This window comes from Hansschlegelia beijingensis, assembly GCF_014196425.1.
GTDB lineage: Bacteria > Pseudomonadota > Alphaproteobacteria > Rhizobiales > Methylopilaceae > Methylopila > Methylopila beijingensis.
Map to the genome: position 1 here is coordinate 142206 of NZ_JACIDR010000003.1, position 14100 is coordinate 156305.

Annotated in this window: 14 protein-coding genes; 8 read left to right on the forward strand and 6 right to left on the reverse strand. The window is 70.2% G+C overall.

Going from position 1 to position 14100, the window contains the following annotated elements:
- The first annotated feature begins 82 nt into the window (after positions 1–82).
- Positions 83–1156, forward strand: coding sequence for a hypothetical protein (locus GGR24_RS10665; RefSeq protein WP_183395342.1), 1074 nt, complete (start codon positions 83–85; stop codon positions 1154–1156).
- On the opposite strand, the gene GGR24_RS10670 is transcribed toward GGR24_RS10665, so the two are convergent.
- Both GGR24_RS10670 and ypfJ read right to left on the reverse strand, forming a co-directional pair.
- Positions 1153–2055: an MBL fold metallo-hydrolase gene (locus tag GGR24_RS10670; RefSeq protein WP_183395343.1), complete on the reverse strand. Its 903-nt coding sequence runs from the start codon at positions 2053–2055 to the stop codon at positions 1153–1155. The genes GGR24_RS10665 and GGR24_RS10670 overlap by 4 nt on opposite strands.
- 81 nt (positions 2056–2136) lie before the next feature.
- On the reverse strand, positions 2137–3036 hold the full coding sequence (gene ypfJ, locus GGR24_RS10675; RefSeq protein ID WP_183395344.1) for a KPN_02809 family neutral zinc metallopeptidase: 900 nt from the start codon (positions 3034–3036) through the stop codon (positions 2137–2139).
- Between the two features lie 181 nt (positions 3037–3217).
- Between ypfJ and GGR24_RS10680 the strand changes: the two genes are divergently transcribed.
- Both GGR24_RS10680 and cydB read left to right on the forward strand, forming a co-directional pair.
- Positions 3218–4633 (forward strand): cytochrome ubiquinol oxidase subunit I, encoded by a 1416-nt coding sequence (locus GGR24_RS10680; RefSeq protein ID WP_183395345.1) that lies wholly within the window; start codon positions 3218–3220, stop codon positions 4631–4633.
- A gap of 5 nt (positions 4634–4638) precedes the next feature.
- The gene (cydB, locus tag GGR24_RS10685; protein WP_183395346.1) at positions 4639–5658 is read left to right on the forward strand and encodes a cytochrome d ubiquinol oxidase subunit II; all 1020 of its coding nucleotides are present in this window, start codon (positions 4639–4641) and stop codon (positions 5656–5658) included.
- 19 nt (positions 5659–5677) lie between these two features.
- On the opposite strand, the gene GGR24_RS10690 is transcribed toward cydB, so the two are convergent.
- The 3 genes from GGR24_RS10690 to GGR24_RS10700 all read right to left on the reverse strand — a co-directional run bounded on the left by GGR24_RS10690 (position 5678) and on the right by GGR24_RS10700 (position 7961).
- A complete protein-coding gene (locus tag GGR24_RS10690; protein ID WP_183395347.1) occupies positions 5678–7063 on the reverse strand; it encodes a carbohydrate porin in 1386 nt (461 codons plus the stop codon).
- Between the two features lie 176 nt (positions 7064–7239).
- Complete coding sequence (locus GGR24_RS10695) at positions 7240–7380, reverse strand: hypothetical protein (RefSeq protein WP_183395348.1); 141 nt, start codon at positions 7378–7380, stop codon at positions 7240–7242.
- 314 nt (positions 7381–7694) lie between these two features.
- Positions 7695–7961, reverse strand: a complete 267-nt coding sequence (locus GGR24_RS10700) for a hypothetical protein (RefSeq protein ID WP_183395349.1) — start codon at positions 7959–7961, stop codon at positions 7695–7697.
- 179 nt (positions 7962–8140) lie between these two features.
- Here GGR24_RS10700 and GGR24_RS10705 point away from each other — a divergent pair, with 179 nt between their 5' ends.
- The 3 genes from GGR24_RS10705 (at position 8141) to GGR24_RS10715 (ending at position 11528) form a co-directional block, all read left to right on the forward strand.
- Positions 8141–10285 carry a molybdopterin-containing oxidoreductase family protein gene (locus GGR24_RS10705; RefSeq protein ID WP_183395350.1) on the forward strand — a complete coding sequence of 715 codons (2145 nt, stop codon included), beginning with the start codon at positions 8141–8143 and terminating at the stop codon, positions 10283–10285.
- A 55-nt stretch (positions 10286–10340) separates the two neighbouring features.
- The gene (locus GGR24_RS10710; protein WP_183395351.1) at positions 10341–10634 is read left to right on the forward strand and encodes an ArsR/SmtB family transcription factor; all 294 of its coding nucleotides are present in this window, start codon (positions 10341–10343) and stop codon (positions 10632–10634) included.
- Positions 10635–10778: 144 nt separating this feature from the next.
- Entirely contained in the window at positions 10779–11528 is a 750-nt protein-coding gene (locus tag GGR24_RS10715; protein WP_183395352.1) for an SDR family NAD(P)-dependent oxidoreductase, read from the forward strand.
- Positions 11529–11559: 31 nt separating this feature from the next.
- Here the strand turns inward: GGR24_RS10715 and GGR24_RS10720 are convergent, their stop codons facing one another.
- A complete protein-coding gene (locus GGR24_RS10720; protein WP_183395353.1) occupies positions 11560–12393 on the reverse strand; it encodes a uracil-DNA glycosylase in 834 nt (277 codons plus the stop codon).
- Between the two features lie 299 nt (positions 12394–12692).
- Between GGR24_RS10720 and GGR24_RS10725 the strand changes: the two genes are divergently transcribed.
- Together GGR24_RS10725 and GGR24_RS10730 are read left to right on the forward strand one after the other, a co-directional pair.
- Entirely contained in the window at positions 12693–13754 is a 1062-nt protein-coding gene (locus GGR24_RS10725) for a methyl-accepting chemotaxis protein (RefSeq protein WP_183395354.1), read from the forward strand.
- A 77-nt stretch (positions 13755–13831) separates the two neighbouring features.
- Entirely contained in the window at positions 13832–14005 is a 174-nt protein-coding gene (locus GGR24_RS10730; RefSeq protein ID WP_183395355.1) for a hypothetical protein, read from the forward strand.
- The last annotated feature ends 95 nt before the right edge of the window (positions 14006–14100 follow it).

The window sequence follows — 14100 nt, forward strand, 5'->3', positions numbered from 1 at the left end:
GACGGACCGCCCCGAGCCAGAGCCGCATGTCGTTCTTCACCGATCAATCTCCGGCTGGCGCCGCGCCCGGGCGGGCCGGCTGATGGGCGCGCGGGCCGCAAAGGCGGTCGACTGGGCCTCGCGCGCCAGCCGCATCGCGCTCGCGGCGTCGCTCGCGGTCGTCGCGGTCGGCGCCGCTTCCGATTTCGGCTTCACGGTTCCGCTCGAGGTGGCGATCCAGCGCGGGCTCGGCGAGGTCGCGACCCCGGAGGCGCTCGACGGCAAGGCGCGCGCGGCGCTCGACGCCGACGATATTCCGCTCGCCCGCGGCCTGGCCGATCTCGGCGCGGAGCTCGGCCGCCCCTTGCCGGCGGAGACGCTGGCGCGGCTCGCGGCCGCCGAGGCGCCGGGCGCGACCGCGTGGCGGAACGCGCGCGGCTTCGCGCACGGCTTTGCGACGGGCGACGCGACGGGCTCGGCGGCGCTCGCCGGCGCGCTGGCGTCCGACCTCACCGTGGTCGGCGACGTGCGGGATCTCGCCCGCGAGGGCGGCAGGCTCGCCCGCGGCGAGGAGCACAGCGACCTGATCCTGGGGCTTGCGGCGGCGGGCGTCGCAGTGACGGCCGCTAGCTACGCCACGCTGGGCGCGGCCGCGCCGGCGCGCTTCGGCGTCTCGGTCCTGAAGGCCGCAAGGCGCGCCGGCACGATGACCGCGGAGTTCGCGGCCGACCTGGGTCGTCGCCTGGCGAAGGCCGGCGAGGCAAGCGCGGACGCCGCGGCCCGCCGCACGGGCGCGATCGAGGCGCGCGCGGGAGCGGCCGCCACCGAGGCCGGCGGCGCCGCGGCGCTGAGAACGCTGTCGGGCGCGGCCTCGGAGCTCAAGGCGGTCGGCGGCGCGGTCGGGGCGGGGGAGACCGTGCGGCTGATGAAATATGTCCGCAATGTCGACGAACTGCCCGAGCTCCGGCGCTTCACCACCCGGTTCGGGGCCCGCAGCCGCGCGGTGGCGGAGCTCACCGGAAAAGCCAGCCTGCGCGTGTTCCGCACCTCGATCCGGGTCGGCGAGATGCTGCTGCGCCACCTGTGGGCCGTGCTGATGTGGTTCGGCGGCCTGGTTCTCGGCTCGCTGTCCAGGCTTGTCTGGCGCGGCGTGCGGTTCGCCGCGCTGCGGATCTAGCTCGGCGGCAGATAGGCGCTGCGGTCCTCGGCCCGCGCCGGCGCGCCGACATAGCGGCCATGGGGCGGCACGGCGACCGCGCGGAACCGGTCGGCGAGCTCATGCAGCGCGGCGCGCATATGCGCGCCCGCCATCGCCTGGCCGTGGCCGGTCACCACCGTCTCCGGCTCCAGCGCCGCGAGCCGCCGCACCGAAGCCTCCGCTTCGTCCCAGTCCACCGTGAAATACATCGGCGGCCCGTGCATCTCGGGGTCCTGGGTCAGCGCCGCGCTGACGCTCTCCTGGCGGGTGGTCACGAAGGCGTCGCCGACGATCAGCGCGCGATCGCTCTCGCGCCACAGCGAGATGTGCCCGACGCTGTGGCCGGGCGTGGCGATCCACCGCCAGCCCTTCATGCCCGGAACGGCGCCGTCGGGCGGCAGCGCCCGCAGCCTCGCGCCGACATTCACCGGATCGCGCGGATAGAAGCGCGACAGCGCCGCCATCGCGCCGCCGCCGACCGACGGGTCGCCGGGCGGGTAGGCGGCCGAGCCGTCCAGATAGGGATGTTCGAGCGGATGGGCGTAGACCGGCGCGTCCCACTCCTCCGCCAGCGTCTCGAGCGCGCCGACATGGTCGAAATGGCCGTGGGTCAGCACGATCGCGGCGGGCCGCGAGCCGCGCCCGAAGCGCTCCTCGGCCGCCGCCCTGATGAAGCCCGCGGAGCCCGTCAGCCCGGCGTCGACCAGCGCCCACTCGCGGTCGGCGGCGCCGCGGTAGCCCACGAACGCCACGTTCACGATGGCGAGGCGCCGATAGGCGATGTCGGGCGCGACCTCATGGGTCTTGTCGCCGCGCTCCGCGTCCCACTCGGGCGCGAACGCCCGATCCTCTTCGCTCAGGGGAATCTGCTCTGCCATGCCGGGCTCCGGAACCGCGCGGACCATCGGCATGTCCGCTCGTCCCGAACGGCCGGGCGCCGGCGATGTTCCCTGGCGGCGCTAGAGGCTGCGGGCCGCGAAGGTGTTGCACTGCTTCGGGTCGCCGCTCTGCAGCCCGGTGCGGAACCACTTCACGCGCTGGGCGGAGGAGCCGTGGGTGAAGCTGTCCGGCACGACCTCGCCGCCGGAGCGGCGCTGCAACGTGTCGTCGCCGATCTGGCTCGCGGCCTTGAGCGCGCCCTCGACGTCGCCCTGCTCGAGCACGTTGTGCTTCCTGTCCGCCCAATAGGCCCAGACGCCCGCGAAGCAGTCGGCCTGCAGTTCGATCCGGACCGAGATCGCGTTCGCGGCCTCCTGCGAGCCCGCCCGCTCGCGCGCGCTGTTGGCCTTGGCGAGAATCCCGAGCTCGTCCTGCACGTGATGGCCGATCTCGTGCGCGATCACATAGGCGCGGGCGAAATCGCCGGGGGCGCGGAACTGCCGTGACAATTCGTCGAAAAATTCGGTGTCGAGATAAACCCGCTGGTCGCCAGGGCAGTAGAATGGGCCCATCGCGGATTGCGCGCGGCCGCAGGCCGACCGGGTCATTCCGCTGAACAGGGTGAGGCGCGGCTTGTTGTAGGTCGCGCCGGACTGCTTGAAGAGGTCGGTCCAGACGTCCTCGGTCTGCGCCAGCACGGCGCGCACGAAATCGCCCTGCTTCTGCTCTTCGGCCGAAAGCTCGCGCCGCTGGCCGGGCTGGCTCTGCTGCTCGTAGCCCGGGCCGCCGCCCTGAATGCCCTCGAGTCCGCTGAGGATCAGCCGGGGATCGACGCCGAGCGCCCAGGAGACGAGCCCGACGACGATCAGGCCGCCGATGCCGATGCCGCCCCCGCCGCCCGGAAAGCGGAAGCCGCCCCCGCCGCCCGAACCCCGAATGTCGTCCACATTCTCGCTGCGGCGAAAATCTTCCCAGCGCATCGACGTTCCTTCCCGGTCGCCCCGGCTTCAACATAGCGCGGCGGACCCGCGCGAGCAGTCGGACTTGCGCGAGCAGCCGGACTGGGCGATCCGTCCACTATCGCCGGGGCGCGAGGCGGGCTTATAACGATTCAAGCGACGCGAAACGCGAACCGGGGGCAGCCCGGCGCCGGAGGGACCGATGGACTTCGACCCGAACCTGCTCGCCCGCCTGCAGTTCGCCTTCACGGTGTCGTTCCACATCGTCTTCCCGGCGTTCACGATCGGCATCTCGGCCTATGTGGCGACGCTGCTGCTGATCTGGGCCCGGACCGGGGCCGACCGCTTCCACCGCCTCGCCCGGTTCTGGACCAAGATCTTCGCGGTCTCCTTCGCCATGGGCGTCGTCTCGGGGATCGTGCTGAGCTACCAGTTCGGCACGAACTGGAGCCGCTACTCCGAGGTCGTCGGCAACGTCGTCGCGCCGCTCATCGGCTATGAGGTGCTGACCGCCTTCTTCCTGGAGGCGACCTTCCTCGGGATCATGCTGTTCGGCTGGGACCGGGTGCCGGCCTGGCTGCACGTGCTGTCGGCCTGCATCGTCGCGCTCGGGACCGCGATCTCCGGCTTCTGGATCCTGTCGGCCAACAGCTGGATGCAGACGCCCGCGGGCTTCGAGATGCGCGACGGCGTGGCGCATCCGCTGGACTGGGTCCAGATCATCTTCAATCCGTCCTTCCCGTACCGCTTCGCGCACATGATGACGGCGGCCTATCTGACGACCGCGGTGGTCGTGCTGTCGGTCGGCTGCCGCTACCTGCTCGCGAACCGGTTCGGCGAGGACGCGCGCACGATGGTGCGCATGGCGATCGGCATGATCGCGATCGTCGCGCCGCTGCAGCTCTTCATCGGCGACCAGCACGGGCTCAACACGCTGGAGCACCAGCCCGCCAAGGTGGCGGCCATGGAGGGCCACTGGAACAGCGACGAGCCGGTCGCGCTGTCGCTGTTCGCGATCCCGAACGTGGCGGAAGAGCGCAACGACTTCGACATCGCCCTGCCGAACCTCTCCAGCGTGATCCTGACCCATTCGTGGGACGGCCGCATCAAGGGGCTGTCGGACTTCCCGAAGGACGAGCGGCCGCCGGTGCTGCCGGTGTTCTTCGCCTTCCGCATCATGGTGGCGATCGGGTTCGCGCTGATCGCGACCGGGCTCGTGGGGGCCTGGCTGTGGTGGCGCGGCACGCTGTGGGAGACGCGCTGGTATCTCAAGACGTCCTCCTATCTCTGGCCGCTGGGCTTCATCGCCATCCTGGCGGGCTGGATCGTCACCGAGGTCGGCCGTCAGCCCTGGGTCGCCTGGGGAATCCTGCGGACCGCCGACGCGTCCTCGCCCGTGACCACGGGAAGCCTGGTGATCTCGCTCGCGATGTTCGTGGTGGTCTACTGCTGCGTGTTCTCGATGGGGGTCTACTACATCAACCGGCTGATCAATCGCGGGCCTGACCCGTCGATCATCGCTCCCCCGCGCCAGGGCGCCCCCAACAGGCCGCTTTCGGCGGCGCAGGACGCGACCCGCGGGGCGATCGCGGGCGGCCCAGAACCGGCGGCGGGGTGACGGTCATGGAATGGTATCTGCCACTCGCCTGGGGCTGGATCATCGCGGCGGCGGTCGCGATGTACGTGATCCTCGACGGCTTCGACCTCGGCATCGGGATCCTGTTCCCGTTCGCCAAGGACGAGCATGAGCGCGACCAGATGATGAACACGGTCGCGCCGTTCTGGGACGGCAACGAGACCTGGCTGGTGCTCGGCGGCGGCGGGCTCTGGGTCGCGTTTCCCAAGGCCTACGCGATCGTCATGCCGGCGCTTTACCTGCCCGTCATCGTGATGCTGCTCGCGCTCATCTTCCGCGGCGTGTCGTTCGAGTTCCGCTGGGTGGCGAAGCCGAACAAGAGCGTGTGGAACATCACCTTCGCGGGCGGCTCGATCCTCGCCGCCTTCTGCCAGGGCCTGATCCTCGGCGGGCTGATCCAGGGCGTCGACGTTCAGCAGCAGCCCGATGTCGGGCCGCAATTCGCCGGCGGGGCGTTCGACTGGGCGACGCCGTTCAGCGTGCTGTGCGGCGTCGGCGTGGTGCTCGGCTACGCGCTGCTCGGCGCCACCTGGCTCAACATGAAGACCGACGCGGAGGTCGCCCGCCGCTCGCGCCAGCAGGCGCCCATGCTGCTCGCCGCCGTGCTGGTCGCGATGGGGCTGGTCAGCATCTGGACCCCGCTCGCGGTCGACCGGATCTGGGACCGCTGGTTCTCGCTGCCGAACCTGCTGATCCTGTGGCCGATCCCGCTGGTGACGGTCGGGGTGGCCTATCTGGTGTGGCGGGGCCTCGAGAACGGGCGCGAGATCGGGCCGTTCTTCGGCTCGATCGTCCTGTTCCTGCTCGGCTTCCTGGGGCTTGCGATCTCCACCTTCCCCTATCTGGTGCCGCCCCACATCACCTTTTGGGACGCCGCCGCCGCGCCGGCCTCGCAGATCTTCGCCGGCATCGGCGTGGTGATCATGTTCCCGATCATCATCGGCTACACGGTGCTGGTGTACTGGCTGTTCCGGGGCAAGGTGCGCGCCGGCGAGGGCTATCACTAGCCTCTCGCCGGCCGCGGCCTCAGAAGGTCACGAGCGACGTCACGCCGAACACGTGGGCGTCGCGGATCTTCTGCGAGCCTGAACGCTCCGGATTGTCGACGCCGCCGCCCGGGCGCATGACGTACTGGTAGGTCGGCCGGACCGTGAGGCCCGGCACGATCTGCGCCTTGTAGGTCGCCTCGAACACCGCCTCGTATTTGCGGGCGGGGCCGCCGGGATCCGCGGCGCGGTCGGAATCGGCCAGCTTGGGCGAGAAGTTCGCGTAGGCGAGCGCGAAGCCGAACAGATCGTCGGGGCGGCCGGGGATCATGCCGGACGCCACGATCCCGCCGTCGACATAGAAGTCGATCTCGTTGCGGTCCTTCGGGCCGGCGATGACGCGCGCGAACACGCCGACGCCCCTGTCGGGGTCGTCGCCGGGGGCGCGGTAGATCTGCTGGTCGAGCACCGCGTACAAATTGACGTCGCCCCGGTGACGGCGCGGATCGTCATTGCTGCCGGGGGCGCCGAGCACGAGGCCGTCGGTTCCGCGCTTGAGGTCGTCGAAGCGGGCGAAATGGCGGTAGCCGCCGAGCTTCAGCGCGCCGGGCAGCCAGGCGGCGTCCTCGCCCTGATTGTAGCGGTAGCGGGCTTCCGCGATGACGAGCGGCGGGTCCTTGAGGCGGAAGTCGAGGCCGTGCCGGTTGGCCTTCTCGGGGTGCTCGGCATGCGGATTCGCGGCCGCGCCATTGTAGATCGCGGCGACCAGCGTGAGGTTCTCCGTCGCCTCGACGGTCGCCTGCGCGCCGAGCGCCGCGAGCGGGTAGGCGGGGCCGCCGAACGGCAGGTTCTCGGAAGGCGGACCGGCCCAGCCGAAGGTCGCGTCCAGGAACGCCTCGCCATAGTCGCTCTTGATGAACTCCTCGTCGGCCGCGAGCTGGCCGACCTTGAGCGCGAAGCGGTCGCCGAGCTTCTGCTCGTACCAGAGCTCGAACAGCCGGGTGGTCGGCCGCGCCCCGACGTCGTTCACCGACAGCACGTTGCCGATGTAGTCGTCCGAAAGGTCGCGGCCGTGGATCTGCAGCATGTCGACATGCAGGCGGCCGCCCTCGATCCCTGCGACCTTCTCGGCGTCGACGTCGAGGGCGAGCTTCAAAAGGCCGCTATAGGTGACGCCGCGCCTCATGCCGCCGGCAAGGTTGCCGCGCACGTCCGAGAAGTAGAAGCCGGAGAACCGGAAGCCCCGGCCGGCGAGCGCGTCGCGCGCCGCGGCGATGTCCCTGAACGCGGCGACGCTGTCGAGGATCGAGGGGTCCTGATCGTCCTCGTCCGGCTCGGCGCGCGCCGCCCCGCCTGCGGCGCAGGCCGCGAACATGCCGAGCGCGAGGGCCGCAGCCCCGACGCCTCTTCCCCCAGATCGACGCACGAATCCCCCGAATTCTTATGAGAGCGTTCTTAAGGGGAGGGTGCCACGGCCGGCGTCGCGTTCCAACGCTCGCGCGCGCGTGTTCGTGACAAACGGGCGCGCGCGCAAAAAAAAGGCCGCCCCGAGGGGCGGCCAGCTCTGGGTCCGAGGGAGGGGGAGGACCGGACCAGAGAAACTCAGAGCCCGAAATAGGGCTGGTAGCCGACGCGCTGGTCGGCGCGCTGCAGCGCAGCAAAAGCAGCCGCAATGCGGGCGAAGATGCGGCCGAAGAAGCCCGAATGGGCGGGGCCGTCATGCGTGACAGATACGTAAGCCATTGATCCACACCGTCTCTGGGGCGCGCCTCGCGCCGTGATCCTGTTGGCGCTAATCTGGCATGCCAGACCCCATCTCAAAAGTGGGGAACTGGCATGCCAGTCATGCGTGCGGTGCAGCGCGACTTTCATGCGGCGTTTACGAAACCGGGGCGGTCAGCGAGGCCGGGGGATGGTCATGGCGACAGGGCTGTCGACGCGGTAGCGAAGGGCCGCATGCGGATCGCCCGCGCGCCGGAAGGCGTGGGCGGCGGCCAGCCCTAGCCGCGCCGCCATCAACGCGCGAAGCCGTCACGTCTCCGCCTGCGCTCCGGCGCTCACTCGGACGAGCGGCGGATCTCGACCGTTCCGGTGGTCGCGGGCTGCTCGACCACGCGGCCGCTCGGCACGGGCGTCACGGTCGTCGTGCGGCGCTGCTCGAGCATGGTGGTGTCCGGCGCCGGGTTCTGGCGGGCCTGCGGCGTCGCGCCCGCCACCGGCGCGGAATAGACGCCGGTCTGCGTCTCCTGGCGGACGATCGCGTCGGCCTGCGCGGCGGTGGACAGCGCGAGCGCGCCGGCTGCGAGCATCAGGAACTTGTTCATCGTTGGGCCTCCTCGAGCGCCGCGGCGTCCCGCGGCCTCCGGAGGAAAAGCGAAGCCGCCCGGGTTCGTTCCGCCGGCTTGTGATCGCGCCTGTCAGGCGGCTATCATCCGATCAATCGCCCGATAGAGCCTTTCGATGGCCGTGGGCGCAAAAACGACAAAACGTCCGGGAGAATGAAATGCTCGAAGAGACCGCCGCCGAGACCAGGACTCATCTCGGCGCCTGCCCGCATGACTGCCCGGACACCTGCGCGATGGTCTACACGACCGAGGCCGGGCGGCTGGTGTCGGTCAAGGGCAACGCGGAGCATCCGATGACGCGCGGCTCGCTCTGCGTGAAGGTCAAGGACTTCGAAAAGCACCACTACAACCCCGACCGGCTGATGCACCCGATGAAGCGGGTCGGCCCAAAGGGGGAGGGGAAGTTCGAGCGGATCTCGTGGGACGAGGCGCTCGACACGATCTTCGAGCGGTTCGCGGAGGCGGCGCGCGCCCACGGGCCGGAGGCGATCCTGCCTTACAGCTATCTCGGCAATGAAGGCCTGGTGCAGGGCCTGACCGTCGGCGACGCCTTCTTCAACAAGCTCGGCGCGACGGTCGCGGAGAAGACCTTCTGCGGCTCGGGCTCATGCACCGCCTGGCTGCTGACCAACGGCCCGACCAACGGCACGGACCCGCTGAGCTTCACCCAGTCCAAGTACATCGTGATCTGGGGCTGCAACTCGGTCAGCACGAACCTGCACCACTGGCACATCGTCAAGGACGCCCAGCGCAACGGCGCCAAGGTGGTGGTGATCGACCCGTACAGGTCCCGCACCGCCAAGGAAGCCGACTGGCACATCATGCCGCGCCCGGGCACCGACGGCGCGCTCGCGATGGCGATGATCCATGTGATCATCAACGGCAATCTCTGCGACATGGACTATGTCGAGAAGTACACGGTCGGCTTCGAGCAGCTGAAGGAGCGCGCCGCGCCGTTCACGCCCGAGTACGCCGAGACGCTGTGCGGCGTGAAGGCGGAGGACATCCGCATGCTGGCGCACGAATACGCCACGACCCGCAACGCGGCGCTCAGGCCCGGCATCGCGGTCGAGCGCTCGGCCGGCGGCAGCCAGGCGCTGCGGGCGATCTTCTCGCTGCCGGCCCTGACCGGCTCCTGGAAGGACCCGGGCGGCGGCGTCTATCAGATGCCGCTCTGGGAGTTCCCGGTGCACTGGGACCGCGTCTGCCGCCCCGACCTGATCCCGGAAGGCACCCGCACCATCAACGTGCTGAAGCTCGGCGAGGCGCTGACCGGCGAGGCCGGGCTGAACCCCGGCGTCCATGCGCTGATGGTCTACAACTGCAACCCGGTCTCGCAGTCGACCGACACCGACAAGATCGTCCGCGGCCTCGAGCGCGAGGATCTGTTCACGGTCGTCTCCGAGCACTTCCTGACCGACACCGCGCGCTACGCCGACATCCTGCTGCCGGCCACCATGGCGGCCGAGCACGACGACATGATGTTCTCGTGGGGCCACTTCTTCTTCACGCTGAACGAGAAGGCGATCGAGACGCCGGGCGAATGCGTCTCCAACGCCGAGCTGTTCCGGCGCCTTGCGAAGCGTTTCGGCTTCAAGGAGCCGCAGTTCTCGATGAGCGAGAAGGAACTGATGGAGTGGTACATCGACTGGTCGAGCCCGAAGATGGCCGGCTGCGACATGGACTATTTCCGCCAGCACGGCTTCTGGCGCATTGCGGTCGGCGATCCGTCGACCCGCACGCCGCACGCCGAGGGCGGCTTCCCGACGCCGTCCGGCAAGGTCGAGTTCTATTCGGAGACCGCCGCGACCACCGGCAACTTCGTCGCCCCGCCGTTCCGGCAGATGTATGAGGCGATGCAGGGCGGCGAGAAGCTCGACCCGCTGCCGGGCTATGTGGCGCCCTATGAGCGCCCCGAGACCGCGCCCGACAAGGCGCAGAAATATCCGCTCAACATCGTCTCGCCGAAGAGCCACGCCTTCCTCAACTCGCAATACGCCAATGAGGAGCGCAAGATCGCCGTGCAGGGCGAGCAGGCGATCCTGATCAACCCGGCCGACGCGCTGTCGCGCGGGGTGAGCGAGGGCGCGCTGGTGCGGGTGTTCAACGACCGCGGCCAGTTCCACGGCGCCGCGCGCGTCACCGAGGACGTGCCGGCCGGGCTGGTGGTGGCCTCGCTCGGTTACTGGCGCACCCTCAACCGCGGCGGCGCCGTGAACATCATCTCGTCCTCCGCCTATGGCGGCATGGGTCACTCGCCGACCTATTCGGACAACCTCGTTGAGGTTCACGCGGTCGGGTGAGGGCTTCCCGCGCGCCGTCCTCGCATCGCGAGGCGGCGCGCACTATCTATCCCGCATGAACCAGGCGTCGGAATCAGAGCTCTCGGACCGTCAGTTCGAGCGGATCGGGCGCGCGCTCGCGGAGCCGCGGCGCGTGCAGATCCTCAAGGAGCTCGGCGCCTGCGGCGAGGCCACGCCGTGCAGCGCCCTGAGCGAAGCGCAGCAGATCAGCGCCGCGACGCTGTCGCACCACGTGAAGGAGCTTGAGGCCGCGGGGCTGATCGAGATCGTCCGCGAGGGCAAGTTCGCCCACCTCGTGCTCCAGCGCGACGTGCTCGCCGCCTATACGAGGCGGCTCTCCGAAATCTGAACCGCCGACGCTCCGCTCCGCGTCGTCGCCCGAAAAGCAGCGCCCGCTCCCCCGGCGCCGCTTTTTCGGAACGGCCCCTTGCGCGCTGACATTTCGACATTCATCTAAGCGTCGAATTGAAATCGCTCTCCAAGGGGAACACCAATGAGCGAACTTACAGGCAAGACCGCGGTCGTGACCGGCGCCTCCAAGGGCATCGGGGCGGGCGTCGCGAAGGTCCTCGGCGCGGCGGGCGCGGCCGTCGTGGTCAACTACGCGTCGGACAAGGCGGGCGCCGAGAAGGTGGTGGCCGAGATCGCCGCCAAGGGCGGCAGCGCGATCGCCGTCCAGGCCGACATGTCGAAGGCGGCCGACGTGACGCGGCTGTTCGACGAGGCCGCCAGGGCGTTCGGCGAGCTCGACGTGCTGGTCAACAACGCCGGCGTCTACCAGTTCGCGACGCTCGACGAGGTCACCGAGGAGCAGTACCGGCGCCAGTTCGACATCAACGTGCTCGGGCCGCTTCTCGCCACCCGCGAGGCGCTCAAGCATTTCGGCCCGGACGGCGGCAGCGTCATCAACATCTCTTCGAACGCCAGCACGGCCGCCCATCCGGCGCTTTCGGTCTATTCCGGCACGAAGGCGGCGCTCGACGCGATCACAAGGTCGCTCGCCGCGGAGCTCGGGCCGCGCAAGATCAGGGTCAACTCGGTGAACCCGGGCGTGACGGACACCGAGGGTCTGACCACGGTGGGCGTCAGGGGCAGCGAGTTCGAACAGCAGCTGGTCGCCTCGACGCCGCTCGGCCGGCTCGGCGAGCCTGAGGACATCGCCAAGGTGGCGCTGTTCCTCGCCTCCGACCTTTCGAGCTGGGTGACGGGCGCGGTCATCCTGGCCTCCGGCGGCCAGCGCTGACGATTCCGGGCGTCGCGCCGTCAGGCGCGGCTCACCCGGGCGGCGCCGCTCCCTCGAGGGCGCGCCGGATCGCCTTGAGGTCGCGCCACGCGAGCTTCTTCTGCGCCGGGCTGCGCAGCAGATAGGCCGGGTGAAGGGTCGCCATCGCCTTGGCGGGCCGGCCCGCGACGTCATAGTCGAGCCACTTGCCGCGCAGCTTCAGGATGCCGTCCCGGGCGCGGAACAGGCTCTGCGCCGCCGCGCCTCCGAGCGCCACCAGGATCTCCGGATCGCACAGCTCGATCTGCCGCCGGATGAAGGGCAGGCAGGTCTCGGTCTCCTGCGGCGTCGGCGTGCGGTTGCCGGGCGGCCGCCAGGGGATGACGTTGGCGATGTAGACCGAGCCGCGGTCGAGCCCGATCGCCGCCAGCATGCGGTCGAGCAGCTGCCCCGACCGGCCCACGAAGGGCAGGCCCGAAAGATCCTCCTCGCGGCCCGGCGCCTCGCCGACGAGCATCAGCCGCGCCCCCGGCGCGCCGTCCGCGAACACCGTCCGGCTGGCGGTCGCCTTCAGCGCGCAGCCCTCGAAGCCCTCGAGGATCTGCCGCAGTTCGTCCAGCGTGGCGGCGGAGGCCGCGGCCTCGCGCGCGGCGGAGACGGATTCGTCCGGCGTCGCCAGCAGGGCGGCCGGGGATACGACCGCGGGCGCCCGCTGGGGCGCCTGTGGCGCGGCCTGCGGGGCAGGCTGGGCGGCGCGCTGCGCGCGGGCCGCGTCGGCGGCGAAGCGGTCCTGCGGGGCCTCCTCCAGCGCCACGTCGACGCCCATCGCGAGCTGCCATTCGAGCAGCGCGCGCAGGTCGTCGCGGGAGGGCAGCGGGAGAGCCATGCGCGCATTATAGGCGGCGCGGCCGGCGCTGTCCCCGCGCGGAGGCGGCGCGCCCGAGGAGCCGGTTGCGGCCCGGATGAAGAGCCGCCTAACCATTAGGCAGGGCGCACAGAAAAGAATCAGTTTCCAGCTGAATAAACGACCGGAACGGTATGTATCTGCCAAACTGTTCTCGGCTCTGCGCCGGCGCCTGCGACAAAACGGCTCGCTGTTCGCTGAATCCAAAGATGTCCTGAAGTCGTAACGGTCCGATAATCATTCCGGCACAGTTTCCGCAGCGCAACACAAGGGGGTGTGCAATGCGGAATGCTGCGCGTGCGGAGCTCGGCGGGAACCAGTCTCTGTCATCGGTGGTGGGGGACTCGGCGGCGGAGCTGAAGAACACCGCTTCGGCCAACATCGCCGCGATCCACGGCATCACCCATCGCATGCACCTGCTCGCGCTCAACGCGCTGATCGAGGCGGCGCATGCGGGCGAGAAGGGCGCGGGCTTCTCGGTCGTCGCCCAGGAGGTCAAGATCGTCGCGGGCGAGATCCAGCGCCTCGCGCAGGGCCTCGGCGTCGACCTCACCGAGCGGGTCGATTCGCTGCGCGAGGCCGTGACCGCGCTGACCGGGGCGGCGCGCAGCGAGCGGCTCGTCGACCTCGCGCTCAACGCCGTCGAGATCATCGACCGCAACCTCTATGAGCGCACCTGCGACGTGCGCTGGTGGGCGACCGACAGCGCCGTGGTGGACTGCGCGCGCGAGCCCTCGCCCGAGGCCTGCGCCTTCGCCAGCCATCGGCTCGGCGTGATCCTGTCGTCCTACACCGTCTATCTCGACCTCTGGCTCTGCGACCTGAAGGGCCGCGTGATCGCGAACGGCCGGCCGGACCGCTTCGACGTGGTGGGAACCGACGTCTCGCAAAAGCGCTGGTTCGCGCTCGGCCGCGGGCTCGCCTCCGGCGACGAGTTCGCGGTGGCGGACATCGACACCTGCGAGGCGCTCGGCGGCGCCGAGGTCGCGACCTATGTGGCGACGGTGCGCGAGGGCGGGGCGGTCGACGGCCGCGTCACGGGCGTGCTGGCGATCCATTTCGACTGGGAGCCGCAGGCCCGCTCGGTGGTGGGCGGCGTGCGGCTCGACCCGGCCGAGGCGCGCCGCTCGCGCGTGCTGCTGGTCGACGCGGCCGACCGGGTGATCGCCGCCTCCGACGGCCGCGGCGCGCTGACCGAGCGCTTCCCGCTCAAGACCGAGGGGCGCGAGAGCGGCTGCTATCTCGACGCCGGCGGCCATCTGATCGCGTTCCACCGCACGCCCGGCTACGAGACCTATCGCGGCCTCGGCTGGTATGGCGTGATCGAGCAGGCGCCCGAATAGCTCTCGCCTGAGGCGAGGCCGACGCGCTAGGTTCCGCTCCCATGCGGCCCGCGCCGCGCCAGTTGAGGAGATGAGCCATGGCGAACCCGCCGACCAGCCACGAACACCCCGCCGCGGACGCCTTCAACGCGACGCTGCCGGACGATCCGGGACCGCTCACGCCCGAGCAGCGCGCCGGCGTCAACAAGGAGGAGCTCAAGAAGGAGCTCGAGCGTCAGCGCGAGCGGCTGACCCGCGAAAACCCGAAATAACTTGCTCGCCTTCTCCGCCTAAGGACGCGCTTTCTCGGACGAATGTCGCCCTAGTTTCGCAGCGCAGCAGATGCGAACGGTTCCAGGGCGACGAG